General features: G+C 49.2%; 23 protein-coding genes. 13 read left to right on the top strand and 10 right to left on the bottom strand.

All coding sequences use genetic code 11. The annotated features are described in order from the left end of the window. Window positions 1-2: 2 nt before the first annotated feature. From D568_RS0103190 to rpe, 4 genes are all read right to left on the bottom strand, one after another. Entirely contained in the window at window positions 3-926 is a 924-nt protein-coding gene (locus D568_RS0103190; protein WP_157497600.1) for a peptidylprolyl isomerase, read from the bottom strand. A gap of 87 nt (window positions 927-1,013) precedes the next feature. Further along, window positions 1,014-2,066, bottom strand: a complete 1,053-nt coding sequence (locus D568_RS0103185; RefSeq protein WP_020208124.1) for an Ig-like domain-containing protein — start codon at window positions 2,064-2,066, stop codon at window positions 1,014-1,016. Between the two features lie 295 nt (window positions 2,067-2,361). After that, window positions 2,362-3,900, bottom strand: coding sequence for a hypothetical protein (locus D568_RS0103180; protein WP_020208123.1), 1,539 nt, complete (start codon window positions 3,898-3,900; stop codon window positions 2,362-2,364). Window positions 3,901-4,316: 416 nt separating this feature from the next. Next, a complete protein-coding gene (rpe, locus tag D568_RS0103175; RefSeq protein WP_020208122.1) occupies window positions 4,317-4,982 on the bottom strand; it encodes a ribulose-phosphate 3-epimerase in 666 nt (221 codons plus the stop codon). A 350-nt stretch (window positions 4,983-5,332) separates the two neighbouring features. Here rpe and D568_RS0103170 point away from each other — a divergent pair, with 350 nt between their 5' ends. Next, on the top strand, window positions 5,333-6,559 hold the full coding sequence (locus tag D568_RS0103170; RefSeq protein ID WP_169334781.1) for an MBOAT family O-acyltransferase: 1,227 nt from the start codon (window positions 5,333-5,335) through the stop codon (window positions 6,557-6,559). After that, window positions 6,534-7,550 (top strand): hypothetical protein, encoded by a 1,017-nt coding sequence (locus D568_RS0103165; RefSeq protein WP_020208120.1) that lies wholly within the window; start codon window positions 6,534-6,536, stop codon window positions 7,548-7,550. The genes D568_RS0103170 and D568_RS0103165 overlap by 26 nt, the downstream gene beginning before the upstream one ends. Window positions 7,551-7,563: 13 nt before the next feature. Here the strand turns inward: D568_RS0103165 and murU are convergent, their stop codons facing one another. Further along, the gene (gene murU / locus D568_RS0103160; RefSeq protein ID WP_020208119.1) at window positions 7,564-8,238 is read right to left on the bottom strand and encodes an N-acetylmuramate alpha-1-phosphate uridylyltransferase MurU; all 675 of its coding nucleotides are present in this window, start codon (window positions 8,236-8,238) and stop codon (window positions 7,564-7,566) included. Beyond that, window positions 8,235-9,287: an aminoglycoside phosphotransferase family protein gene (locus tag D568_RS0103155; RefSeq protein WP_020208118.1), complete on the bottom strand. Its 1,053-nt coding sequence runs from the start codon at window positions 9,285-9,287 to the stop codon at window positions 8,235-8,237. Before D568_RS0103155 ends, murU begins: the two co-directional genes overlap by 4 nt. A gap of 160 nt (window positions 9,288-9,447) precedes the next feature. Here D568_RS0103155 and D568_RS19050 point away from each other — a divergent pair, with 160 nt between their 5' ends. Genes D568_RS19050 through D568_RS0103125 form a run of 6 tightly spaced genes read left to right on the top strand, consistent with a single transcriptional unit; the run spans window position 9,448 to window position 16,351 of the window. Then, entirely contained in the window at window positions 9,448-11,973 is a 2,526-nt protein-coding gene (locus D568_RS19050; RefSeq protein ID WP_020208117.1) for an LPS-assembly protein LptD, read from the top strand. Further along, window positions 11,960-13,324, top strand: coding sequence for a peptidylprolyl isomerase (locus D568_RS0103145; protein WP_020208116.1), 1,365 nt, complete (start codon window positions 11,960-11,962; stop codon window positions 13,322-13,324). Before D568_RS19050 ends, D568_RS0103145 begins: the two co-directional genes overlap by 14 nt. Beyond that, window positions 13,324-14,331 (top strand): 4-hydroxythreonine-4-phosphate dehydrogenase PdxA, encoded by a 1,008-nt coding sequence (gene pdxA, locus D568_RS0103140; protein ID WP_020208115.1) that lies wholly within the window; start codon window positions 13,324-13,326, stop codon window positions 14,329-14,331. The genes D568_RS0103145 and pdxA overlap by 1 nt, the downstream gene beginning before the upstream one ends. Then, the gene (gene rsmA, locus D568_RS0103135; protein ID WP_020208114.1) at window positions 14,328-15,149 is read left to right on the top strand and encodes a 16S rRNA (adenine(1518)-N(6)/adenine(1519)-N(6))-dimethyltransferase RsmA; all 822 of its coding nucleotides are present in this window, start codon (window positions 14,328-14,330) and stop codon (window positions 15,147-15,149) included. Before pdxA ends, rsmA begins: the two co-directional genes overlap by 4 nt. Further along, on the top strand, window positions 15,146-15,514 hold the full coding sequence (gene apaG, locus D568_RS0103130; protein WP_020208113.1) for a Co2+/Mg2+ efflux protein ApaG: 369 nt from the start codon (window positions 15,146-15,148) through the stop codon (window positions 15,512-15,514). Before rsmA ends, apaG begins: the two co-directional genes overlap by 4 nt. A gap of 9 nt (window positions 15,515-15,523) precedes the next feature. Further along, a complete protein-coding gene (locus tag D568_RS0103125; RefSeq protein WP_020208112.1) occupies window positions 15,524-16,351 on the top strand; it encodes a symmetrical bis(5'-nucleosyl)-tetraphosphatase in 828 nt (275 codons plus the stop codon). A 13-nt stretch (window positions 16,352-16,364) separates the two neighbouring features. Here the strand turns inward: D568_RS0103125 and D568_RS19045 are convergent, their stop codons facing one another. After that, on the bottom strand, window positions 16,365-17,666 hold the full coding sequence (locus D568_RS19045) for a GGDEF domain-containing protein (RefSeq protein ID WP_020208111.1): 1,302 nt from the start codon (window positions 17,664-17,666) through the stop codon (window positions 16,365-16,367). Between the two features lie 155 nt (window positions 17,667-17,821). Further along, the gene (locus tag D568_RS0103115) at window positions 17,822-18,016 is read right to left on the bottom strand and encodes a PA3496 family putative envelope integrity protein (RefSeq protein WP_020208110.1); all 195 of its coding nucleotides are present in this window, start codon (window positions 18,014-18,016) and stop codon (window positions 17,822-17,824) included. Window positions 18,017-18,302: 286 nt separating this feature from the next. On the opposite strand from D568_RS0103115, the gene D568_RS21985 reads away from it, so the two are divergent. Genes D568_RS21985 through D568_RS0103100 form a run of 3 tightly spaced genes read left to right on the top strand, consistent with a single transcriptional unit; the run spans window position 18,303 to window position 20,779 of the window. Continuing rightward, complete coding sequence (locus tag D568_RS21985; protein ID WP_020208109.1) at window positions 18,303-18,755, top strand: ATP-dependent zinc protease family protein; 453 nt, start codon at window positions 18,303-18,305, stop codon at window positions 18,753-18,755. A gap of 45 nt (window positions 18,756-18,800) precedes the next feature. Continuing rightward, window positions 18,801-19,706: a 30S ribosomal protein S6--L-glutamate ligase gene (gene rimK / locus D568_RS21980; RefSeq protein WP_020208108.1), complete on the top strand. Its 906-nt coding sequence runs from the start codon at window positions 18,801-18,803 to the stop codon at window positions 19,704-19,706. After that, complete coding sequence (locus D568_RS0103100; protein ID WP_020208107.1) at window positions 19,703-20,779, top strand: succinylglutamate desuccinylase/aspartoacylase family protein; 1,077 nt, start codon at window positions 19,703-19,705, stop codon at window positions 20,777-20,779. The genes rimK and D568_RS0103100 overlap by 4 nt, the downstream gene beginning before the upstream one ends. A gap of 11 nt (window positions 20,780-20,790) precedes the next feature. Here D568_RS0103100 and D568_RS19040 read toward each other — a convergent pair whose 3' ends face one another. After that, complete coding sequence (locus tag D568_RS19040; protein WP_020208106.1) at window positions 20,791-23,061, bottom strand: putative bifunctional diguanylate cyclase/phosphodiesterase; 2,271 nt, start codon at window positions 23,059-23,061, stop codon at window positions 20,791-20,793. A 452-nt stretch (window positions 23,062-23,513) separates the two neighbouring features. On the opposite strand from D568_RS19040, the gene D568_RS0103090 reads away from it, so the two are divergent. Next, window positions 23,514-23,945 carry an STAS domain-containing protein gene (locus tag D568_RS0103090; protein WP_020208105.1) on the top strand — a complete coding sequence of 144 codons (432 nt, stop codon included), beginning with the start codon at window positions 23,514-23,516 and terminating at the stop codon, window positions 23,943-23,945. Here the strand turns inward: D568_RS0103090 and hisC are convergent. Next, window positions 23,940-25,001 carry a histidinol-phosphate transaminase gene (gene hisC / locus D568_RS0103085; RefSeq protein ID WP_020208104.1) on the bottom strand — a complete coding sequence of 354 codons (1,062 nt, stop codon included), beginning with the start codon at window positions 24,999-25,001 and terminating at the stop codon, window positions 23,940-23,942. The genes D568_RS0103090 and hisC overlap by 6 nt on opposite strands. 96 nt (window positions 25,002-25,097) lie before the next feature. On the opposite strand from hisC, the gene D568_RS0103080 reads away from it, so the two are divergent. After that, a complete protein-coding gene (locus D568_RS0103080) occupies window positions 25,098-26,288 on the top strand; it encodes an amino acid aminotransferase (RefSeq protein WP_020208103.1) in 1,191 nt (396 codons plus the stop codon). Window positions 26,289-26,297 lie beyond the last annotated feature (9 nt).

The following is a 26,297-nucleotide window of genomic DNA, read 5'->3' as shown; positions in this document are numbered from 1 at the left end:
TGTTAATCTTCTGGGGAGAGTTCGGGAAGTGGTTCCAACCCATATTCTGCTCTTAGTTCATTAGCCGCTTCGGTATTCAGCTGACGACTATAAACCTCTGAGCGAAGCTCGGTTAACGTAGCCTCAACCGTACTCTTAGCCGACCGTTCTTTTAATTCTTCTATCAACTGCGATTTTACTTTTTCGTAAGGCTTTTTTGACCCTGGAATTTTTTCATTCAATAAAATAACGTGATAGCCAAACTGAGTTTTAACGACTCCACTCACATCTCCTGGCTGCTGAAGGGCGAAAGCGGCTTCAGAAAACTCCGGAACCATTTGCGTAGAGTCAAAAGCCCCAAGGTTACCACCCTTTTTTCTAGATCCCTTGTCATCGGAGTATTCTTTTGCCAACTCAGAAAAGGACTCCCCGTCTAAAGCACGCTGACGGATAGAGCTTATTAGCGCTTGTGCTTCTTCATCACTTCGGTCTTTGGTTTGGATCAATATATGGGATGCATTCACTTTATCCGGGGTGTAAAAGCGTTCAGGCTCAGCTAAGTAGAGCTCTTTCGCCCTAGCGTCCCAATTAACATTTTTCTGCGCCTCTTGGATCAAGTGGTCCTGATAAGCCTTAACCTGCCATACAACGCTTTGATACTCCTGCTGCCAAGCCAACTGCTCAGAATCTATTCCCAACCCATTGCGCTCGGCCTGAAGCGCCAACGCTCTCATCATTAAAATATTACCAACATATTGATGAAGGTTACCTTTTAGAGCAAGCGAGCGATTCTCTTCAGGCAGATAAAACTGTAAGTAACGACGCATATCATCCTGAGTAACCTTAATTTCTTCATATTGCGCCAATACATCATCTTTCTCTGCGGCCATAACTATTGCCGGTAAAAACAGACCAGCAACGATTAACCCCAACTGTCTTACACTCAAAATATCACTCCCATTAAAGAAAAATGGCACAAGCCGAAGCTTGCGCCATTTTGATCTTACGAAAAAATCAAAGTTCCAACCTATAGATTACCAGCCACCCAAATGCTGGATAATGGCCCGACAGCCCGAAGAGCGACTGCAAGAGTCCGATGAAATATTAAAGTAATAAGTTGCATTTTTATCTAGCGAACAAGCAACTCTAGAGCTTCCCTGAATCCAGCGCATCGTAGTCAAGTTACCTGGGCGCTCACAGCGATTAGACACAGGCTCACCTCCGGGACACTCCGAAATCCACATGTTGCGCATATCCTCGCTGGTGCCAGAATCGCCGCCGAGGTTAATTTGGCCGTTGGCTGAGCCACCTGTGGTAGTGAATGCCCGTGACAACACTTCTGACCGTGGTATATCAAACTCGATCAGAGCTGTAGCCATACCAAAACTACTCAATGCCGATATATTGCTTAATGTAACATTGGCTGGAACTTCACAGTTACCAACATTAGTGCTACCACCAACCAAAGTGATAGACCGGCTACCACCGCCTCCAGAGGCGCCATTGGTACCTTGATAGCTTCCTGAGCTCACACTAACATTAATAGTGCCGGATGCATTGCCACTACGGTTTATCGTGGCTCTGAAGGTATCACTGTCCACTGCAGAAAACCCAGTCAGAGTGTGACTCGAAGGACTAACGCTAATATCGTTAGCATTAAATCCAGTCACCGGGCGGCTAAACTGGAAAGTTAATGTCGCCGAACTGACACCATCGCCCATAGACGTAGGACTGCTACTAATACTGAGCGTAGGTGGCGTTGCCGGGACACACTCTGAGTCAGTAGCATCAGGCTCAGTTCCCAAGCCACAACTCAAACCACCACCCGAGCCAACACAGACCCCATTTTCAATGGTAGTTGTCAGCGGGTCACAAGTTACACCAGCGCCACCGGCGCCGGGAATGGTACCGCCCTGATAAACGCCGTTACTCACTGTTATCGTACCGCTTTGAACAGTAATAGCATCTGCTGAATAAGTAACCAGCACATCACCCTGGCCATCAAGTATTTCAACAGTGTCCGCAAGCGTAACCGCGGAACCCGCGGCCAAGGCACAGGCCAAGACTGTTTTGTAAAATTTTTTCATATCACCCTCACATTTCAAAGTTTTTTAAAACTTATAGTCCCTAGCGCATTACTTTTGATGCAGTCTCAGGGCTCAAATCTATTGATTTTAATTTGCGCGCAGGTTGCCTGCCCGACATTTAATAATGTTCATTATATGCGCGCAACTTTAAATTACTATTCCCTATTAAGCGCTTTTGACAACCGCTTGTCAATTTTGTGCACAGTTTTTTACAACGAACGCCAGCCATATAAATTTCAGGCATAAAAAAACGCGGCCCTTAGGCCGCGTTCTAGTACTCTTACTAAATCAAACCTTACAGAGAAGAAGGAGTGATTGAGCGAGTGTAGTTGTGCTGCACTAACCAAGCGTAGTTGGCCAAAGTACCACCATCCATAGAACCGTTGATGAACTTCTGAACAGCAAAACCAGTTACTGGCAGACCTTCAAAAATGGCGCCATCAGCACTTTCCAGCTCACGCTCACCGGCAGTATCGCTAGAGAAATCCAAACGAACCCAACCATTCTCGAAGCCCAACTCTGGCATACCGTACTGGATGCGAGGAGAAGGATAAACAGCAGAGGCATCGTCGAAGGTCAATACGTTCACTTCTGAACAGATTGAAGAAGGCTCTGGACCATCAGCAGCAGGCGGACGAGGAGAGAAGTCGATGTCGCCAGTCAACTCAGTAACAGCTTCTTCACGATCCCAAGCTTCAATACCAACCACTTCACAAGCAGTACCGCCTGACCAAGCATTGGTGAAAGGAGGCAGAGCATCGTTTGGCTCATCATCTGAATCCAAACCTTGGTTTACGTAAAAACGCTTGGTTGGCATGGTGATTACCCAATCGGTATCAGCATTTACCGCAGCATCCAATACAAAGTCGTTAGACAGAGTATCGTGCATGAATACGGCAGAAACCGCGTCCCAACCAGTGGTCATAACTTCATCTACGATAGCGTTGCCATCGATAACCTGAGCAATCTCGTATGCACTACCCAAAGAAGGCAGAGTAGTACCTGGGTTGGTGTGCTGAGGCTGATACAGGCCATCTACAACAGCCGCGCCGAAGAACTGATCCAACGCAACAGCGTTGTAAGCAGAACCAGAACCTTCCGCTGGGTTAATCAGTACGCCGTAGCCGTACAGACCGCCCAAGGTGTATTCGGTGTCTTGGTCAGCTTGAACAGCAAAACCTTCGTTCGGGGTTGCAGTCCAGTAACCGTTACCCACTACATCAGCTGGGTTTTCAAAGCTCTCGCTAGTAGCACTTGGGCTAACGCCATTTTCCATCCAACGAGCGCGCAAGCCGTCACAGTCGCCAGGCATGCCAGCAGCATTGTGCTGAATTTCAGCCTGTACGTCTGGGTCGGTGATCACACCCATTTCAATCAGTTCTACGTAACCTTCTTGAGTACGGGCTACAGTTTGGTCGCCACCATCACCTTGGTACTCATAAGTACGGAACTCAACACCGTCAGAACCTTCGCCTTCAGCGTTAGGACGAGGAATCCAAGGCACAGTACAAGAGTTATCGCGAGTGATTACTTTAGTGCCGCCACCTTCAATAGCAACAATAGCACCAGTCCACACATCTTCAGGAGACAGGTACAAGTTAAAGTCAAGAACCTCAGCAGAGTTTTGACCTTCCAGGAAACGCACTTTAACCGCTTTGTACTGGTCGGTGGTGTTGGTCACGTTGATGTAAGTGTTTTGACCTTCTTCCACACTGAAGAATGGATAGATCAGGGTTTCACCGTGGCCATCAGTATTGACGTATACGGCTTGGGCGGTACCTGCTGCACCAGCCAGTCCCGCCAGCATTGCCAAAGGTAGAAGTTTTTTCTTCATTTCTAGCTCCTAGAGTTACAAAGTATCGTATTGTTTTCTGTTAGCAGGCCGCGAGGCAGCCTCACAAACTCGATTACCACCAGCACATGACCGGCCAGATGCTCTACGAACACCCAATCGCGTTCTAACTTACCATAGCGCCCGAGGGTTCACAATAGCCTTCCCGAGCATTTTGGTACGCCAATTGATGCGGCCAGCGTCGGCACAAAAAAGTTTGACTGCCGTCACAATTAACCGGTAGACCAACCCACCAATTAAAAAACTGAGCCTAGCTTTAATCGACGCAGGCAGTTTACCTGCTGTTTGCGCCGCAGGGAAGCCCCAAACGCGACATTTTTTAAACGTTATTTTTTCTGCTACAGCAAGCCGTTACAAACTAAAGCTTAGGTAGAATCGCCCCTATTGATGCACAATCGCTATACAGTAGCAGAGGCCTTTAACTGCTTGATCACATCGCCGTAGCTTTCGCTTGAAAATATCTCCGAGCCCACCACGAACGTATCAGCACCGGCAGCAGCTACCTGCGCGATATTGTGCACTTTAATACCTCCGTCCACCTGAAGCCTTACCGGCCTATCTAATGCATCAATTAGCTTTCGCGCCCGCTCAATCTTGTTCAAAGTGTAAGGAATGAATGCTTGCCCCCCAAAACCCGGGTTAACCGACATAATTAGCAGCATGTCAATTTCCGGCAGAACCTCTTCCACGAGAGCCAAGGGGGTAGCAGGATTTAGCACCAACCCAACCTTACAGCCACTCTCGCGCACCAAGTTGATAGATCGATCCAGATGGCGAACCGCCTCCGGGTGGAAACTAATACCAGACGCACCAGCCTTCGCAAAAGATTCAATAAGCGGATCTACCGACTCCACCATTAAATGGACATCTATCGGCGCGCTCACCCCATAATTACGTAAAGCACGACAAACCATTGGCCCCACCGTCAGGTTCGGCACAAACTGATGATCCATTACATCCAAGTGTAACCAGTCACCGCCGGCATCCAGCACCGCCTCGGCCTCCTGACCCAAGCGGGCAAAATCTGCATTAAGGACTGAGGGGGCAATTATGGGCGGCTGCATACGGTATCTACCTCATGAAACTAGAACTATGATGATGCGAAAGCTTATCACAGCCAAACAACATTAGAGACTCCGATAGCCAAGGAGATATACAATAGAAACAATTAGAATTCGCCGTCGCCCTAAAAACGCGCTGACGACCAAACCTAGAACACCCCATGCAATTCGACTCTTTAACATACCCTGTTTTTTTAGCTCTCACCCTTTTGCTCTATTATGGCTGCCCGACTTGGGGACATAAAAAAAGCCTACTGCTACTATCAAGCTATGCTTTTTATGCGGCCTGGAACCCCTGGTTCCTCCCCTTGCTCATTTTGACCACCTCGCTGGATTGGTGGCTGGCCCTTAAAATGGCAAAATCCAAAAACAAAACCACTCGCAAACGCTGGCTTTGGGGCATCCTTGCCACGAACCTAGGGGTTCTTGGCTATTTTAAATACCACTACTTTTTAACCGACAACTTATCCGTACTCGCCTCAAATTTGGGGCTGAATTGGCAAAGCTCACCAGCTGACATAATCCTTCCAATCGGTATATCGTTTTATACGTTTCACTCCCTATCCTACTGTATCGACGTCTATTACCGGAGGTTTAAACCCGTTCGCAACTGGCGCGACTATGCACTCTATGTGAGCTTCTTTCCTCAGCTGGTCGCCGGCCCAATAGTGCGCTGGACTGAAATGCAACAACAAATAGAAACCCCCAGATCAACCAGCTTACAATCAAACACTATTGGCCTGTCATTGATCATTTGGGGCCTTTTTACCAAAGTCGTGTTAGCGGACTCGCTTTTAGCGCCAACAGCTAACGATATATTCTCCGCCCCCCCGCCCAGCCAGGCTTATATTGCCTGGCTGGGGGCGCTGGTTTTCGGAAGCCAAATTTTCTGTGATTTTGCGGGCTACTCCAGCTGCGCCATAGGCTCCGCATTACTGTTCAGCTTTCGACTTCCGGTTAACTTTTTAAACCCCTATTGCGCTCTGGGCTTTTCAGACTTTTGGCGCCGCTGGCACATATCACTATCCTCTTGGCTCAGGGACTATTTATATATACCTTTAGGGGGTAACCGCAAAGGAACTATTAAAACCTATCGCAACCTCGTCATAACCATGCTTTTAGGGGGCTTGTGGCACGGCGCCGCATGGACGTTTATTGTATGGGGGCTTTTACACGGTTTATTTTTGATCTCGGAGCGTCTTGTACAAACCGTAACCCCTTCAAAAATACGGAAAACTGCCTTTACCCGATTAATCGCCCGCTTAATAACACTTAGCGCCGTTTCTTACGCATGGATCTGGTTTCGCTCACCAAGCCTAGAGTTTGCTCAACAAATGTCCGCCACAATGTTTTCTTTTGACTCCTACGCAACTCTCCCTGAATTCACCAGCCAGCAATATATGGCCATTGGTGCAACCTGCCTCGTCGTCTGCTATCAATGGGTCATGCACAATCGCACAGAGGCCGATCTATTTTCCCGTACACCCGCCATAATCAGTGGAGCCATTGCCGGCATTTTGCTTGCTGCCATCATCACTTCCCCTGGAGATAGCCATGCTTTTATCTACTTCCAGTTTTAACAAGTTGAGCACCGCAAAATGCTGGCTTCAGCTTGCAACTTTAGTGTGCACATCTGTTTTCGGGATATGCTGGTACGAAAACGTACTGCGAACAAAAGGTTATCAGCCTGCCGTTATTGACTCTCCCATGCTGTGGTCTATACAACGCGATATAGCTAACCACCCTAACTCACTTGTGTTTGCTGGAGCATCAAGAACTCAATTCGGCATCGATTTAGATGCAGTTAACTTGATGCTACCTGGTCACGCCCCATCTATGCTGGCGGTCAATGGTCGCTACCCATTAGCAACCCTTAAACATTTAGCAGAATCGGAGTCTTTCGACGGTATAGTATTGCTGGATATCGACGCAAGAGGGCTTCACACATCGAATCACTTAGCTCAGGAGGCTTATGGTGACTACTATCAAGACCAATGGAGCCCCAACTGGAAGATTCACCGAATGCTTTTAACCCAGTGGCAAAAAAATATGGCATTAGCTCGCCCTGCACATAGCCTTTCAGCTATTTTGGTACGAGCTATATCCAACGCTGGGCCACCTTTTAGATTCCACTCTTTCATCCATAGTAATCGCAGCGGGTATATTGATTTTGATCTGGTTAACAACAAAGACTTAGCCGACCATTTTGCTCAAGGGTTAGCACAAGATCTTGAAAACAACCCACCACCACCGCCCGAAAAATGGTTGGGTGCCTTAACTCGCGTAGCGCAATGGGTTAGCGCCATCGAATCTAGGGGCGGAAGCGTCATTTTCTATGAACCACCCGTACAAGCTCGCCAGAAGGCGCTAGCCGACACTGCATATCCAAGAGATAACTATTGGGATGCCTTTATCAACCAACATCAATTTTCCGGAATTACGTTTCGGGATGTACCTGAACTGCAAAAATTCGACTTGCCGGACGAGTCCCATATTGCCAAAAAGGATAAAACTGCTTATACAAGGGTGCTGATTTCAACGCTGATTGAAAAGCAGTTTATTCGGCAATAAAGGCGTAAATGATTTAAAGCTTCTGCGCCGCCAGTAGCCTCTCCGGGGTGCCGATATCACTCCACGCGCCGTGATAAACCTCACCTGCAAGCTTACCGCTATTAATTGCCCAGCGAAAAACCTCTATTAGCGGGAAAATTCGTTTATTACTGGCAAAGGTTGAAACCAGCTCGGAGCTCAGCAAGCTAATCCCTGAAAATGTGTGGCCAATTAGTTTTGAGTCGTGTAGATGGCTTAGCCTGCCATTATCAAGGCAAAAATCTCCCACACGTTTAAACTCTGGATTTTCAACCAAAATTAAACAGCCGAGCTCCTTGTTCCGCAACCCTCGATCCAGCAAGAACTTCAATTCGAAGTCAGTATATATATCGGCATTAATAAGTACAAAAGGCTCGCCACCTAACAACTTAGCTGCATAAGCTATCGCCCCACCCGTCTCAAGCGGTTCTGGCTCTTCGGAATAGGCAACACTCAACCCCCATCGCTCACCACGCCCGACATGCTCGCGAATCATATACCCGAGGTACGATATATTGATCACCACCTCGGTGATACCGGCACGGGCGATGCGCTCTAAGTGCCATTCAATTAATGGTTTTCCGCGCACCTCTATGAGCGGCTTGGGAATGCGGTCAGTTAGAGGGCGCATGCGCTTGCCGAGTCCGGCGGCGAGAATCATGGCTTTCATGGATGTTCACCAGCATAGTAGGCGGTTACATAAAGCTCATCTTCGCTATACCACGCCTGAGTCCTGCAGGTCGGCAACACGACCTTTTCAAACCAGCCCTTAAAAACGCTAAGTTCGGGGTAACGGGCACAAACTTCCTGCACGTAACCTATAACCCGTGGCAGGTCGTGCAGGTAACCTGATTTTTGATCACGCAGATGCAGGCGCGCGAAGATGCCCAGTATTTTTAAATGACGCTGCAGCCCCATTAGGTCAAAACTGCGGATGAACGAATCCACCGATACATCCGTCAAAAGCCCGGCCTCACGGGCCATATCACCGTATACCAACGCCCAGCGCTGAACATCCTCAGGTGGCAGCCTTAAATAGGCGTCCTTTAATAAAGACGCCAAATCGTAAGTCAGCGGACCGACAACGGCATCTTGGTAATCGATAACCACCGACTTGCCATTCACCAAAAGGATATTTCTGGAGTGATAATCACGATGCATAAACACGAATGGCTGCTGCAGAGCTTCACGAGCCAATAACTCGAACACCGTATCAAGAACCTTGATATCCTCAACGCCCAGCTTTACACCAAGCATCTGCTGCACAAACCACTCTCGGAAAATGCCCAATTCTTGCAGAATAAACTCTCGGTCAAATAACGGGACGGATACTCCTTCAAGGGGAATTTGCGCCATCGCCAGTTGCGTAAGCAGTGCTTCGCCGTAAATAACCGGGGCGGTTTCTGCATTGACATGTTTGGAAAATAACCCTTCGCCTAAATTCTCGACCAACAGGAAGCCTTTTTCGGCCTCTGTCGCAACTATGGAAGGAACAGGCACCCCATGGCGACCGAAGATGCCAGACAGGTATAAAAACTGTTTTACTTTTTCAGTTTCCGGCGGGGCATCTACCGCCAGCCAGCCGGGTTTTTGCTCAATATTAAAGTAGCGCCGCCCACCGGCGTCGCCCTGCATCGGGACCAAGGTAGCCTCTATGCCCAACGCTTGGTCGACCCACTGATTAAGCTGTACCAGACGCGAGTCTGTTTCTGAACGCACGTTATTCTCACCTACTACACCTTTCAAATCGAATCCGTTGTAGCCTATTTGCCCCCCTAAGCACAAGCGACGGCAACAAATTAGTCCTGAAGGGTCGTTTTACAGTAGAATTGCCCGCTTAGTTTGCAGCCCCAAAACGGCAATGATTTGAGAGTTATTGATGGCAGTTAGACCTTCAAGAAATCGGTTAGCACAGGCTTTAACCGCCCTAACGGCGACCATAGGTCTTTCTACCCAAGCGGCACAGCAATCAGCACACCGCTTAGACTGGGTAACCATTGAAAATCTTCCCCCCGAAGCGATTGAGGCCATGCCCCCGGGGTGTTGTGGCGCTTATGTCAATCCTTACCAGCCAGTAGATAATGGGCTAGCCTACGACCAGCTGCCAATAGACGCGCAAGCCAACAGTTTTCGCACCGCAGGAGGAACTCAAATCATCCTAGAGGGCGACGTGGTCATTCAACAAGGGCCTCGTATGCTCAAGGCCGACAGAGCCGAGATTGACCAGACAAGCCATACCCTAGACCTTTCTGGCGACATAACCCTGCGCGAACAAGGGCTGCTGATCTATGCCGATAGCGCAAAACTGAATTCGGCGAGTGAAGACGCCAGCCTGCAGGAAGCCGAATATGTTTTACACCAAGCGCGGATTCACGGCACGGCCAAACAGCTGAATAAATTTGGCAACCGAGTTCTACAACTCAGCGATGGTAGTTTTTCGACCTGTGAACCAGATAACGAATTTTGGAAGTTTCGCGCCAGCGAACTTAACGTCGACAATGACCGCAACCTGGGTACGGCTAAACACGCCCGGCTCGAAATTAAAGATATCCCCGTACTTTACGTGCCTTATTTGATCTTTCCCGTAGGGGACGAGCGACAAAGCGGCTTACTTTTTCCTTCTTTTAGCACCAGTGAGCGCAACGGGTTTGAATACTCTCAACCTATTTACTGGAATATCGCCCCCCAGCTCGACGCCACGTTTACCCCTACCTATATGGACAAACGCGGAGCCCTTTGGGATACCGAGCTGCGCCACTTAAGCACGTTTTTCTCTACCGAGGTTTCTGGCGCTTACTTACACAACGACAAAGGGGGTTATGACCGCCAGGCAGAGAATGATATTGCCAGCGGCGAGCTAACCCCGGAGGAAGCCTACCCACATAAAGGACAAGACCGTTGGATTGTGCAGTTCAATCAGGACGGGGGTAAGACCTCTCGCTTAAAAACCCATATCAGCTATACAGACATCAGCGATGTGGACTACCTGCGAGACATTACCACCAGCGATATCGATGTAGAGCATCAAACAAGCATACAAAAGCTCGGCACGGTGAGCTATAACGCGGACTCATGGCAATTCGGGGCCCGCGCAAGAGAAACTCGCTACCTAAATCAGTCACAACAAAAACCTTATAAAGAACTACCGCACCTTTATGCGTTTGGCCAATACCATTTAGACGACTGGCAAATCACTCTGGACAACCAATTTACCGAATTCGGTATTACGGAACACTACCAAAGCCCCACCAATCGGCTTGTGGAAGGCAGCCGAATCAACACAGATTACAATTTGGCCTGGAACAAGCGCTGGGAATGGGGCTTTATCACCCCCAAAATAGGCGTTAAGACCCTCAGTTATGACCTTGAACAGGCGGCTTATGATGCCGATAGTACGGCACCCGACCCGACGGTCAACGACAGCACCCCAACGCTAGTGGCACCACAAGCCAGCCTTGATATGGGCTTATTATTTGAGCGCTTTGGCAACGTGGGCGACAGTCATTTTATTCAAACCCTTGAGCCTCGCGTGCTGTATTTTTACAGCGACTACGAAGATCACTCGGACATTTACAACCCGTTGAACGACACCAACGCGCCCATTCTGTTCGATTCGCGCTACTTGACCTTTGACTACAACCAGATATTCCGCACGACCCGCTACACCGGTCACGATCGCATAGACGATGCCAACCAACTGGCCTGGGGTGTAACCAGCCGCTTTTTATCGGCTCAAACCGGTGAAGAATATTTAAGCCTGGGGCTAGGACAGATCCATCGGTTTAGCGCCCCCAAGGTTGCCTTAAACCCTTTGTATCAACCAGAGCAGGAAACCTACGAATGGTCCGAATTTGCCGGACGAATCAGCGCCCGTATCAGCGACTCGCTTAATATCACCAGCGACCTGCTCTACGACCAAAACCAACATTATTTATCCAGCGCCAGCGCACTGCTTGAATACGCCGATGACGAAAACCGTCTGGTCAGCCTGACCTATCGTTATACCCGCAATGTGCGAGATAACGCTGCGAATTTAGGTATAGATGGCCAGTACACAACTGAGCACAGTTTAGATCAGATCGATTTGGCCGCGTATTTGCCGATCTCCAATAATTGGAGCATCATGGCGCGCACTAACTACGATTTTACCTACAATCTGGAACTCGATTCTTACGCTGGGTTCGAATACAGCGATTGCTGCTACAGAGTTCGCCTTATGTGGCGAAAATGGCTTAATTTCGATTACAACTCCGGCAATCAGCTAGAAACCGTGAATAGCGATGACTACGACCATGGCTGGATGCTCGACCTGCAATTAAAAGGCCTGGGCAGCATCAGCGACAGAATCGGCAACTTGCTAGGCAAAACCGTGTTGGGCTATGACCAACGCAATGACAATTTTTAAACACAGCGACGACATTATGCGAAACAAAACCACGACATTTCCTCGCTTGGCACGCAAGCTTACTGGTATCGGCAGCGCCTTTTTGCTTTGCCTCAGTACTACCGCGCTGGCCGAAACTCAAGTACTCGACCGGGTAATTGCCATTGTCGACGACGGCGTGGTTCTGCAAAGCGAGTTCGATGAGCGTAAAAACGCCGTGTTACAACGCTTGCAAGGGCAATATGACCAGCTGCCGCCCATGGATGTACTGGAACAACAAATTCTCGACCAACTCATTCTCGAACAGCTGCAACTCGAAGAAGCGGCGCGCTATGGCATCGAAATCCCGGATCAGCAGCTCAACAACACCCTGCAGCAAATTATGGCCAATAACGGCATGAGCTCGATGGACGAGTTGGCTGCAAGCCTGGCAGCCGACGGCATGACCTTGGATCAACTCCGCGAAAAAGTTCGTCGCGACCTGCTGCTGAATCAAGTGCAACAGGGCGTTGTTAACAACCGCATTCGCGTCACCGAGCAGGAAATCGATAACTTTTTGTCATCCAGTGACGGCAAGTTTGCCACTTCGCCGGATTATCGCCTGGGCCATATTTTAATCAGCGTATCCGGCTCCAGCACTCCCGATGAAGTAGAAGCCGCAAAACAAGAGGCCGAAAGCCTCTATCAGCGTCTTCAAGACGGGGCGGACTTCGCCCAGCTTGCCATCAGCAACTCTGATGACCAGACCGCCCTTGAGGGTGGCGACCTAGGCTGGCGTAAACTGGCGCAATTGCCCGAATTGTTCGCCGATGTGGTCGACGGGCTTGAAGTTGGTGAAGTGTCGAAACCTATTCGCTCCGGGGCGGGGTTTCACCTGCTGAAAAACTTTGAACAACGCGGCGGCGGCGAGCAACTGGTACAGCAAACCAAGGCACGCCACATCCTGATCAAAACCAGCGAAATCATGGACGATGAAACCGCTCAGGAAAAACTGAGCGACATTAAGCAGCAAATTGAAGATGGTGCTGATTTTGCCGAAATGGCTCGGGAAAATTCCGAGGATATTGGCTCGATGCTCAACGGCGGCGACTTAGGCTGGGCCAATCCCGGCACCTTTGTACCCGCCTTTGAAGCGGCGATGGCCGAAACCGAGATCGGCGGCATTGCCGGCCCTTTTAAAAGCCAGTTCGGCTGGCACATATTACAAGTGGTTGATCGCCGCCAGGAAGATTTAAGCGATGTGGTTATTCGCAACAAAGCCGCGCAAATGATGCGAGAGCGCCGCTTTAACGAAGAGTTACAAGTCTGGCAGCTGGAACTGCGTGATAACGCCTATATAGACATTAAAGATGTTGACGGTGCCGAGAGCTAATGAGCACAGCTCCATTACGTATAGCGATCACACCAGGTGAGCCGACCGGTATCGGCCCCGATTTAGTACTTAGCCTGGCGCAGCAACCCCAGACTGATGAATATGTCATCATCGCTGACCCCGAGCTGATAGCCGAGCGCGCCTGTACCCTCGGGCTAGAGGTACAAATCAAAACGGTCGCCGCCAGCGACTCAACCCAACCTGCAAAGGCGGGTCAGCTGCATGTATTACCTATCCCGCTAACGGCCCCCGCGGTTGCAGGCCAGCTTAATTCGGCCAATGCCCCTTATGTGTTAAAAACGCTGGACGCCGCTATCGATGGCTGCACGGTGGGACACTTCGATGCATTAGTGACCGGCCCTGTGCACAAAGGAGTTATCAACGAAGCGGGTATACCATTTAGCGGCCACACAGAATACTTAGCCGAGCGTACAAATACCGCTCAAGTGGTGATGATGCTCGCAACCGAGGGGCTTCGCGTAGCGCTGGTGACGACTCATCTGCCATTAAAAGATATTGCGGCGGCTGTTACGCCCAAAGCGCTTACTGATGTCACACGCATTTTGCACAAAGATTTGACCCAGCATTTCGGCATCGCCCAACCCCGTATTTTAGTGTGCGGACTCAACCCGCACGCAGGTGAAGGCGGTCACTTAGGGCGCGAAGAAATTGAGGTTATTGAGCCGGTGCTGAACGAGCTACGTGAGCAAGGTCTTAACCTGATTGGCCCACTCCCGGCCGACACCCTTTTTACCCCCAAATACTTACAAGATGCTGATGCCGTACTGGCCATGTATCACGATCAAGGTCTGCCGATACTGAAATACAAAGGCTTTGGCCAAGCCGTCAATATTACTCTGGGCTTGCCGATTATTCGCACCTCTGTAGATCACGGTACCGCCTTAGACTTAGCCGCCAGCGGCAAAGCCGACAACGGCAGCCTTCACACCGCCCTCGAATACGCCTGCGGTATGGTCCGCACGCGCCAACAAGTTAATCCGTTATGAAACAACCCGCAGCCCCCGGCAACCCCCATCGCGCCCGCAAACGCTTTGGGCAAAACTTTCTGATTGATCACGGCATTATCCAGCAGATCGCCCGTTCGGTTAGCCCCAAAGCGGGCCAGGTGATTGTGGAAATTGGCCCGGGTCAGGGCGCATTAACCGAACCACTGGCCGCAGCTGCCGAAACGCTGCACGTGATTGAGCTGGATCGCGATCTGGTGCCCTGGCTGAAAGTTCGGTTTGAAAAGCATCCGGGGTTTCAGCTACATCAGGCTGACGCACTGAAATTCGACTTTGCCAGTTTAAGCGAAAACGGCAAACCGCTGAGGATTGTGGGTAACCTACCCTACAATATTTCCACGCCGCTCATTTTCCACCTGATAAGCTACGCCAGCCAGGTTCAGGACATGCACTTTATGCTGCAAAAAGAGGTGGTAAAACGGCTTGCAGCCACACCCGGCGATAAAGCCTATGGGCGTTTGAGCGTTATGGTCCAATATTATTGCGATGTCGCCTGGCTGTTCGATGTGCCGCCCGGTTCATTTGACCCAGCGCCAAAGGTGGATTCAGCCATTGTGCGTTTGGTACCACACAAAGCACTACCCCACCCAGCCCAGAATATTGAAACCCTGGAAAAGCTGGTAACGGCCGCCTTTGGCCAACGCCGCAAGACTCTGCGCAATGCGCTAAAATCTCTGCTTAGTGCAGAGCAAATGGAAGGCTTACCAGTGGATACATCACTGCGAGCCGAAGCACTCAGCGTTGCCGAGTTTGTTACCCTCAGCGACGCCATAGACGAACGATTACAGCAAGGATCATGAGCGATATCACCATAGAAGTTGAAACCGGCTACCTGCCCGAGCAATCCGCTCCAAAGCAAAGCCGCTATGCCTTTAAATACACCATCACTATTCACAATCAGGGCTCTGAGGCGGCGCAACTGATCAGCCGCTACTGGCGCATTACCGACGCCGAAGATCAAGTCCAGGAGGTTCAGGGTAAAGGCGTGGTAGGAGAACAGCCCACTATCGCGCCCGGCAGCTTCTATCGTTATAGCAGCGGCGCCGTACTGCAAACTCAGGCTGGCACCATGGAGGGCCACTACCAAATGCGCCATCCCAATGGGGACGAATTTGAAGCAGCCATTCCATTATTTGCATTGATTCACCCGGGCGCACTGCATTAAGGGCAGCAAATGAGCACCTACGCAATTGGCGATATTCAGGGTTGCCTTAAGCCCCTTCAGAGACTGCTGAACCAAGTTGAGTTTAATCCATTGCACGACAGGCTATGGATTGCCGGCGATATGGTCAATCGCGGTCCAAGCTCGCTGGCAACATTGCGCTACCTGTATTCTCTGGGGGATGCCGTAACAGCCGTTTTAGGTAATCACGACTTGCATTTTCTCGCCGTTGCCTACGGCTACAAGAAGAAAAGTTCGTTCGACACCCTTGACCATTTATTGCGCGCCAACGACTGCGACGAACTGATACAGTGGCTGCGGCGCTGCAAATTGATGCACACGGATACAGAGCTTGGCTACACAATGGTTCATGCGGGCATTCCTCCCGTATGGAACCTGGAACAAGCCGCAGCCCATGCGCGTGAAGTAGAAGCGGTATTACAAAGCGATTATATCAATGACTTTTTAGCCAATATGTACGGCAATAAACCCAATCGCTGGCGCAACCGATTAATCGGCCACGAGCGGTTGCGGCTGATCACTAACTATTTTACCCGTATGCGATTTTGCTCGGCCGAGGGTGAACTGGAATTTGAAAACAAGTCAGCTCCCACTCGTTACCACGGTAAAAGTTTTTTACCTTGGTTCGCTCACCCCAATCACCTTTGCCGGGGCAATAAAATCATTTTTGGACACTGGGCGGCACTGGAAGGAAAAGCGGATGCAGCCAATGTAACGGCGCTGGATACCGGTTGTGTGTGGGGCGGATGCTTAACGGCACTGCGACTTGAAGATGGGGAGTTGTTTCGCACCGACTGCGAAACAGTTCAAAGCCCGTAACATTTGCCAGCTTTTATTCTGCAACCACCTCCACTCTATTCCTTCCTGCCTCTTTAGCTCTATACAGGGGCGCATCAGCGGCCTTAAAAAGCGATTCAATGGTTGCCCCATCCCCCAGACTGGCCACACCAAAACTTGCCGTGACTGTACCCACTTCAGAAAAGTGCTGCTTCTCGATTAGGTCGCGCAGTTTTTCAGCGGTAGACGCGGCGTAATGGCGATGGGTATTGCGACACACAAGAACAAACTCTTCCCCACCCCAGCGGGCCAACATATCCGTGGTTCGAATATTGCTTTTAACTAAAGCGGTGATACTCGTTAAAACTTCATCGCCAACGCCGTGACCGAAGGTATCATTTATACTCTTAAAATGATCCACATCCATCATCACGATGGACAAAGGTTTACGACCATGCCGCCATTCCCACAAACCCTGCCTGACGGCCTCTTTGATACCATTGCGGTTGAAAGCACCTGTCAGAGAGTCCGTTACTGCCAAACTCTCTAACTCTCGACTACGGCTACCCAATAGGGCGTTCACCTCTATCAGCTCCGCTTCGCGCCGCTTGCGTTCGCGCACCTCACCTGACAGCTTAACGACGCGATAGAGTAAAAAGATCAACACCAAGCCACCCCAGGCCAGAATAATGGCCAAGTACCAATCTGCTGTATCGATGCGCTGTCCTACAAGCTCAACCCGACGCAAAGTAAACTGATGTGGCCCCAAAAGATGGGACGAACCACTTTGAATTTCAAAACTTACGAGGTTATCAAACTGAGGGTGGCTCAAACCGGGGGCAATACTGTGTTCACGTAGCCACCAATTTGCGACAAAGAAATCATCAAAGGAAAACTCGTAATAACCCTGAGGGGAATTTGTCTCAAACTCCACTTGGTTATATTTCGTTGTGATTTCGTCACTCACCAAACTGTAGCGCCGATCAAAATTACGCAGAAAAATCCTAACCGACTTATTGCGACCATGATAATCAAACCAAAGACGCACTTGCTTATAGCGGCTCAAATCCAAGCCACGACTGACACTTTCACCGAGAATAATTTCCAAGCCGCAATAGGGGTAGGCATTACCTTCCAAAAGGTTGCAGCGCCAGGTGAAGTTATTGGGGGTTTTAGCTAAGAACTGCGCCTCACTATTGCCGCCCGCAACTTTATCGCTGTAAAAACGAACGGGGGTGTGTTTGTTCAACACTAACACATGGCTTTGCTGCAATAACCAATCTTGTCCGAATAATGCCAATGCGGTGACAAACACCAACACGGATAGTGACTTTTCGAGCCGCAGCGTTTTGAACATTTGAGACCAGCGCTTATTTATTATTGTCAGTTAGTTTCTGGCATATGCTTATTTATTATTGTCAGTTAGTTTCTGACATATAAAAGTACCATACTTAACCACCGCGCGCCTGAACGAAAAACCGTGGCGAGTACATGACCCGCCTCAGCTGCGATTTACAATTCCAACTCCCACATATCGTCAAAGCCTAGCTCATCACGCAAACGGCGCCTTTCTAATCGATCTTCCAAGCGACGACGCATTTCTAACTGACGCTGAGAATTGTCTTTACTGTGAGCCGGGACGGTTTCAGCTTTTTCCGATTCGATCTCATCATCCATAAAGGTGTCTTCATCGTGATCTTCAGTCATTCTACTACCTCACACGAAATACTCTAAAGATGCGAATCTTGGCCTGCCTGCAGCTAGAACAAGATTCATGGGCGCTATTTAACATAGTTTTTTGACATGACAAAGATATTTTTAGCTCACTAATTTTCAGTTAGTTTGAACACTAAAAGTTTTCACCAATGATCTTTTTCTTCTGAATATAAGCCTAGACACGCTCTGTGAATTAACTGCTATAGTGAGTGGCAGTTATGCCTTTAATCGCTTAGCGAATGGGGTGATATAAGAATGTTGGATACAAGAGGTAGGCATGCAAAAAAAAACCTGCGTTGGTTGGCGTGAGTGGGTCATGTTCCCGGATTTTGGCTCATTCCATGTTAAAGCCAAAGTTGATACCGGTGCTAAAACCTCGGCGCTGCATGCTTTTTTCGTCGAACCTTTTGAGCGTCAGGATACCCCGTGGGTTCGCTTTGGTTTGCACCCACAGCAAGGCACTTCTGGCCCCGAGATAATCTGTGAAGCCCCAGTCAAGGATCGTCGACAAGTAACAGACTCTGGCGGCCACAAAGAAGATCGCTACGTTATTGAAACCGCTTTGCAGATAGCCTCTCACACGTTTATTACAGAAATGACCCTAACCAATCGAGAATCGATGTTATTTCGCATGCTGCTCGGACGTAATACGCTAAGTGGCCATTTTCAAGTCGACCCCGAGCTATCCTTTTTATGTGGTGGCAACAAAGAAAGCCATAACGGCTTATAAGGGCAGCAATATCACTTCTCACCTGATTATTAATTAGGACTCTAAATGAAAATTGCAATTTTATCCCGCAACAGCAAACTCTACTCGACCCGCCGTCTGGTGGAAGCCTGTAAAGCGCGAGGCCATGAAGTCCAAGTGATTGACATCCTAAAGTGCTATATGGATATCACCCCCTCCAAGCCTGCCATGTGGTACAAAGGCGAAGAGTTAGAGGGCTTTGACGCGGTTATTCCGCGCATTGGTGCCTCGGTAACCCATTACGGCTTAGCCGTGATTCGCCAATTTGAAATGATGGGGGTTTACTGTTTAACCGAGTCCGTTGCCTTAGGCCGCTCACGGGACAAACTACGGGCGTTGCAGTTACTCTCACGCAAGGGTATCGGCATGCCACGCACCAGTTTTGCCCATAACGTTCATAACACCAAAGAGCTGATAAAACTTGTGGGCGGAGCCCCGCTGGTGGTTAAACTGTGTGAAGGCACACAAGGCCGCGGGGTAGTGTTGGCAGAAACAGCGAAAGCAGCGGAAAGCGTCATTGAAGCTTTTCGGGAGCTTCGAGCTGAGTTTTTGGTGCAGGAGTTTATTAAAGAAGCAGGCGGCAGTGATATTCGTTGCCTGGTTATTGGCAATAAAGTGGTAGCTGCAATGCAACGTACCGCACCCGATGGAGAATTCCGCTCCAACCTACACAGAGGTGGCAGTGCCCAGCTTATAAAGCTACGCCCTAACGAGCGCAGCACCGCGATCAAAGCGGCACAAACCATGGGGCTAAAAATTGCCGGGGTTGATATCCTGCGCTCCTCCCGAGGCCCTCTAACCATGGAAGTCAACTCATCTCCCGGCCTTGAGGGTATAGAAGGTGCCACAGGCAAAGACGTTGCAGATGCCATCGTAAAATTTATCGAGGAAAACGCTCGCCCCCACAGCAATCGCACCAAAGGTAAAGGATGAGTCGAACAGTAAACTCCAGCGTCACTATCGGCGGCGAAACCATCGCTCCCGGAGAAAGTAAAAGCGTCGATATTCCTCTCGCCGCGATGTACACCCATACGGACGTGGGCCTGACAGTGCACGTTATTAACGGCAAACGTCCTGGCCCCTGCTTACTTCTGACAGCCGCTGTACATGGCGACGAAATCAATGGCGTTGAGATTATTCGCCGGGTATTAGGGATTAAAGAACTAAGCAAGTTACGAGGCACCCTGCTTGCCATACCGGTTGTTAATGTGCATGGCTTTCTCAACCAGTCGCGCTATTTACCGGACGGCCGCGACTTAAACCGCTGCTTTCCTGGCAGTCAAAGAGGCTCTTTGGCGGGCCGTGTGGCCTACACCTTAGCCAACGATATTCTCGGCCACTGCAGCCATTGCATCGACCTGCATACTGGCGCGCGCCACAGAACGAACTTACCGCAAATCCGTGTTGATTTAAGCCGCGACGATACTCGAGACCTAGCCATGGCGTTTGGTTCGCCTGTAATTTTAGATGCCAAGCTGCGAGAGGGCTCATTCCGTGAAACGGCAGCAGAAAAAGGGATTCCTCTCTTATTGTATGAGGCCGGCGAAGCATTACGCTTTGATGAATTCAGCATACGGGCAGGCACCCGCGGGGTGGTTAATATTATGCGTGAGCTGGGTATGCTGGCGCGTAAAAATCGCAGCAAGAAAATCCCAGAAGTAGCCATTGCCGATGACAGCCGATGGGTACGTGCGCCATGCAGCGGCGTGATGCGCGCCTTGGTCAGGCTAGGAGCAAGAGTCAAAAAAGGCACCATTCTCGCTTACATCGCCGACCCCGTAGGTCTAACACAAGTGCCAGTGATAGCACCTGCAGAGTCTATTGTTATTGGTTTAACAAACCTGCCTTTAATCCATGAAGGTGAGGCACTTTTTCATCTGGCTAACTACAGCAAACAAATTCACCAAGTTGCCGATCAAGTTGTAAATTTTCACGATACCTTTGGCACAGCTGAAGACGAGGAGGAGCCGTTTTTTATCGGTGAAGATGAATCTTTAGAGAACTAAGACAGGAAACTTTAAGCGAAATCCTTTAACGAAACGATGTTACTACTAAAATCAAATTGACCGGCTCCATTAAAGTAGGCCTCAAACTGGGCAGCGGGCATTGGTTTAGCGTATAAAAAACCCTGGGCTTGATCACAGCCCTCTGAAGCTAGCCACTCAGCCTGATGATGCTGCTCGACCCCTTCAGCCACCACTGTTAATTGCATATTATGCGCAAGCCCTATGATCGATTTAGCAATAGCGGCATCGTTTTGGTCCAGCGGCACGTCATGAATAAAACTACTGTCGATTTTCAATTTATCAATAGGAAACCGTTTTAAGTAGGCCAGAGATGAATACCCGGTACCAAAGTCATCGATCGACAATTGCAATCCCATTTGATTCAGCTGATTTAACTGATTAATGGTTTCACTGGCATGTTCCATCGCACAGCTCTCAGTTATTTCCAGCTCAAGGTACTCGGCAGGTAACTCTGTTTCTCGCAGTACTGTAGCCACCTTACCGGGGAAGTCCCGCTGCCGAAACTGCCGGGTAGAAAGATTCACCGCCATTTGCGGTACTTGAAACCCTTTGTTGAGCCAGCTTTTTTGCTGCTTACACGCGGCTTTTAGCACCCACTCACCCAAAGGCACGATAAGCCCAGTCTCTTCCGCTAAAGGAATAAAATGAGCGGGGGACACCAAACCTCGTTCAGGGTGTTGCCATCGCACTAAGGCTTCCGCTCCGGTAAGCTCACCCGTATGCAAATTAATCTGAGGCTGAAAATGCAGAGTCAACTGCTCTTGCTCTAGTGCGCGGCGCAAGTCATTTTCCAACAGCAAATAATTTACCGCTGTTGCACTCATTCCTTTTGCATAAAACTGGCAGTTATTCTTACCCGCCTCCTTAGCTTTATACATGGCAATATCCGCATTTTTCAACAGCTCATCCGTCGCCTCACCGTCCGTGGGATAAATACTGATGCCTATACTTGCCGTTATAGAGATTTCATGGCCTACGATTTCCACTGGACGTGAGACTTGAGCGAGCAGTTTATTCGCCACAAAACGCACATCCTCTAAATCATGAACACCTTCAAGCAGAACAACAAATTCATCACCGCCCAGTCGAGCCACGGTATCCATATCCCGGACACCTTCATTTAATCGTGTAGCAATCGACTTTAACAACAAGTCACCCGAATCGTGGCCCAGACTATCGTTAATATTTTTAAAACGATCAACATCCAGTAGCATCAGTGCAAGCTTGCTATCTGAGCGCTGCGCTCTGGCAATTCCATGACTAATACGGTCATAAAATAGAGAACGATTCGGCAAGGTAGTAAGCGCATCGTGGAAGGCTAAATAATTTAAACGCGATTGCTGTTCACGTAAGGCATTTTCAGCAAGTTTTCGATCTGAAACATCGGTGCAAATAGTGCACACGCCAAAAAGGTCGCCATTTCGATCACTGAGAGGAAACTTAACCATCAAATAAGTGTGGAAGCTGCCATCTTTGTGAGGCAGCTCAATTTCGGTTTCTAACGGCTTACGCGCATCAAGTGCCGCGGACTCCAAAGATGCTAAGGAATCGACCAACTCGGACGGATAGATGTCAACGTTGTTTTTGCCAATGAGTGAAGAGTCACCTATATGCGCCAATTGTTTATAGTGATCACTGGCCATCACAACATTGCCGTCCAAATCTTTAACAGCGATTAATGCCGGTGAATAACGCAATATGGCGTTTAGGTAGGTTTCATTTGCCCACAACGCCTTTTCAGTAATTCGATTGCGTTCAGCTTGCTCTTCTAATCGCTTCACATCCAATAATTGACGCACCACTATGGAGCTAAACAACCATGTAGACTGAGCTCCACTCAGCTCTTTGAGCAATTCGGATTCATCCAGTGAAGACTCAACATAGAAAGCGGCTATAGCAACTTTTCCCTCTTCAATGATTTGCAATGCGCTGCTGCCCTTATTTTGGACAGGTATAGTTAACAGGCTGTTATCAGGAGTATATGAGCGATACAGTCCTTCAATCTCCGTACCAGGAAGATTGCGGGAGGGACTTAGCGGGGCGGAAATAGCGTGAATATCCACTTTTCCTTGTGAATCTCGAAAGGCTATTGCTTCTATATATAACTCATCGCTATGTTCGACAATAAGAGCTGCACGGTGGATATGTGTACGCGCCACCAATAAGCCGACCAACTTTTCTGCGACTTGCTTGTAACTTAACCGCTTAAACAGCTGCTGATATTTTTTAATTAATACAGCTGCGCTATGATTCGGTACCATACTTGTCCAGTTGAATTTCGGCGCACATAAAGTGTGAGCAACAGCTATATCAAAAGCGCTACCTCGGTGACTCCAATCCTCTAGAATTTGCAGGCGTCCTTTATACCCAAGACGACCACCACCCTAAAAAATTAATAACCGCAATTTATTAGAAACCTCCCAGAGACGCAAGTAAGAACTTTAGGATTTATTAGAATCTTCGTTTTATGACGAAAGTTTCGACTGAGAGCAGAATTGCGCTAGAGTGTTTTGCAGCAAAAATAAGTAGATCAATAACTATTGACCATTAAAAGTCATCATCAGCTCTAAATAAGGGCCCTTATCTCTTTTTTTCGCTTAAGTTACCCCAGATAGAAACAAATAGGATTAAAAATACGCCAAGCTTACCTTTATACTGCCTGTAAATAATACAGTTTGAAGAACTTTTAACCTTCAGCAGGCCAATAAAGATAATGAAAAACAGCGCACCATTTATCGGCAACGAATACTTAACGCTTAGCAGCGATAAAAAACCTCTCAAGAGGCCTCGCGCTACGGCCACCCCACAAGACAAGTGTCCGCCTCAGCTGGATTGGCACCCAATAAACAATGGTCATGGCATTAAAGTCTACTTAGCCGGCGACCTGACCCTATCCGCACTCACCTTGTGGCGTAAGTTTATTCGGGAGACAGCTAACAACGGCATCCATCAATTTGAGCTTGATTTTAAAGGCGTGCACAGATTGAGCCTGGCGGGTTTGGCCATACTTTTACTCTTTAAAGAGAGCAAACAGGCTCAGCCAAGCAATATCACCTTAACCCAGTGCAACGAGGCATTGTATAAGCGCTTAGCTTGGAGCGGTCTAACGGAAGAGTTTATCGTCAGACCTACTCGAAAATTATAAACCCAGTTCACCCAATGCGAACAAAAGCGTGTCCATCTCTTCGTCTGAGCCAATGCTAATGCGCAGGTAATCACTAATACGAGCCTTAGCAAAATATCTAACCAGTACCTTTTTCTCTCTTAGCTGAGCGGCGAGATCCGCCGCGCCAAGACTGCCAGGTGGTTTTACCATGACAAAATTAGCACTGGAAGGTAATACCGTGAACCCTTTGCTCGTAAGCGCCTGAGTGACACGCTGACGAGTGGCAATCACTTTATCTCGGCAAGCCACAAAATAGTCCACGTCATCCATGGCGGCGGTAGCCGCTGCCTGGGCAATTGCATCGAGCGGGTAAGAATTGAAAGAGTTCTTGACCCTTTCCAAGCCTTCAATCAATTCAGGGTGGCCAATGGCAAACCCAACCCGTAAACCCGCTAAGGCGCGAGACTTGGAGAAGGTTTGAACCACCAGCAAATTGTTGTAGCGGGCGGTTAAGGGCACGGCAGACTCGCCGCCAAAATCAATATAGGCTTCATCCACCACCACCACCGAGTGTGGGTTTGCCAGCAATAAGGCTTCAATTTGCTCAAGCTGACTCAATAAGCCTGTGGGCGCATTCGGGTTGGGGAAAATAATACCGCCGTTGGACTGTTGATAAGCCTGTAAATCCAGAGAAAAGTCTTCTGCCAGAGGAACAGGGTTGGCTTCAATACCGAATAACTGGCAATAAACGGGGTAGAAGCCGTAAGTAATATCCGGGTAAAGAATTGGTTCTGGCTGTTGAAAAAAGGCCATAAACGTTTGCGCCAGTACTTCATCAGAGCTATTGCCCGCAAACACCGACTGCACAGCCACTCCGTAATAATTGGCGATGGATTCACGCAGCTTTACCGCATTCGGATCAGGGTAAAAACGCAAACGATCAATCACATTTTCAGTAATCGCCTGGGCCACTTTAGGTGACGGCGGATAGGGGCTCTCATTGGTATTGAGCTTAACTAAGCCTTCAACTTGCGGTTGCTCTCCTGGCACATAGGGCTCAATTCCCCGAACAACCTCGCTCCAGTACTTGGACATGCTGACTCCGACAAAAAGGGAAACAGTATACCAGCACTGCCAAGGGCAAATTACTGTTATCATCCGGCCTGTCTTTGTTTGCCTGCGGGAGTCCCCATGTTCGATCAATTATCTCTTTTACAACCCGACCCTATTCTAGGATTAAGCGCCGCTTTTCGCAGCGATACCAATTCAAACAAAGTGGACTTGGGCGTAGGGGTATATAAAACAGAAGTGGGAGAAACCCCAGTTCTTGATTGTGTCACGGCCGCCGAAAAGCAGTTGCTTCAGCATCAAACCACCAAATCCTATACCCCTCCAGCAGGTATCGAAGGGGCCAACCGAGCGGCAGCAGAGCTAGCCTTTGGTACCGAGCATTCCGTTATAGAAGAACAGCGCCTGAGTACGGTACAAACCCCGGGCGGCTGCGGTGCGTTACGCCTTGCAGCCGAGCTCATTGCCAAAGCGAACCCTCAGTCCACCATCTGGGTAAGCGCACCCACCTGGGCAAACCACGTACCCCTACTGACAAGTGCCGGGCTGCGGCTAAAAGAATACCCATACTACGATTTCGCCAAACACAAAATCGACTTTAACGCGATGGTCAATACTCTGAAAGCAGCAGGCCCCAATGACCTGGTATTGCTCCACGCCTGCTGCCATAACCCCAGTGGCGCTGATTTAAGCAATGACCAGTGGCGTCAGCTTTCTGAGCTTGCGAGCGAGCGCGGATTTACACCATTTATCGATATGGCCTATCAGGGGTTTGGCAGCGGTATCGCTGAAGACGCCTACGGCGTGCGGCTCTTGGCTGAGACACAGCCTGAACTGGTACTTGCCATGTCGTTCTCGAAAAATCTAGGCCTATACCGCGAGCGAGCTGGCAGCCTAAGTATTGTCAGCGCCAACAAATCACAAGCCGGTGCCGTACAGAGCCAGACATTGAGCATTGCCAGAGGTTTGTACTCTATGCCACCGTCTCATGGGGCCAGCATTGTCGATACGGTCTATCACAGCGAAGAGCTGCGCAGCTTATGGTTTAGCGAACTTACCGATATGCGCGAACGTATTGCGGGGCTGAGACTGGAGCTAGTAAAAGCATTAAACGAGCGCCAAGACAAGCGTGACTTTGGCTTTATCGCCCAAGAGGCTGGCATGTTTAGCTTTCTCGGGCTGAGTGTTGAGCAAGTTAACACTCTCAAAAATCAGTTCAGTGTTTATATGACAGATAACAGCCGCATCAACGTGGCAGGCATCAACCAGCAAAACCTGCCGTATTTAGCGGATGCGATTGTGCAAGTCTTATAAACAAAAAAT

This window comes from Gilvimarinus chinensis DSM 19667 (assembly GCF_000377745.1).
Taxonomy (GTDB): domain Bacteria; phylum Pseudomonadota; class Gammaproteobacteria; order Pseudomonadales; family Cellvibrionaceae; genus Gilvimarinus; species Gilvimarinus chinensis.
This window is presented reverse-complemented; position numbering and strand designations above follow the sequence as displayed.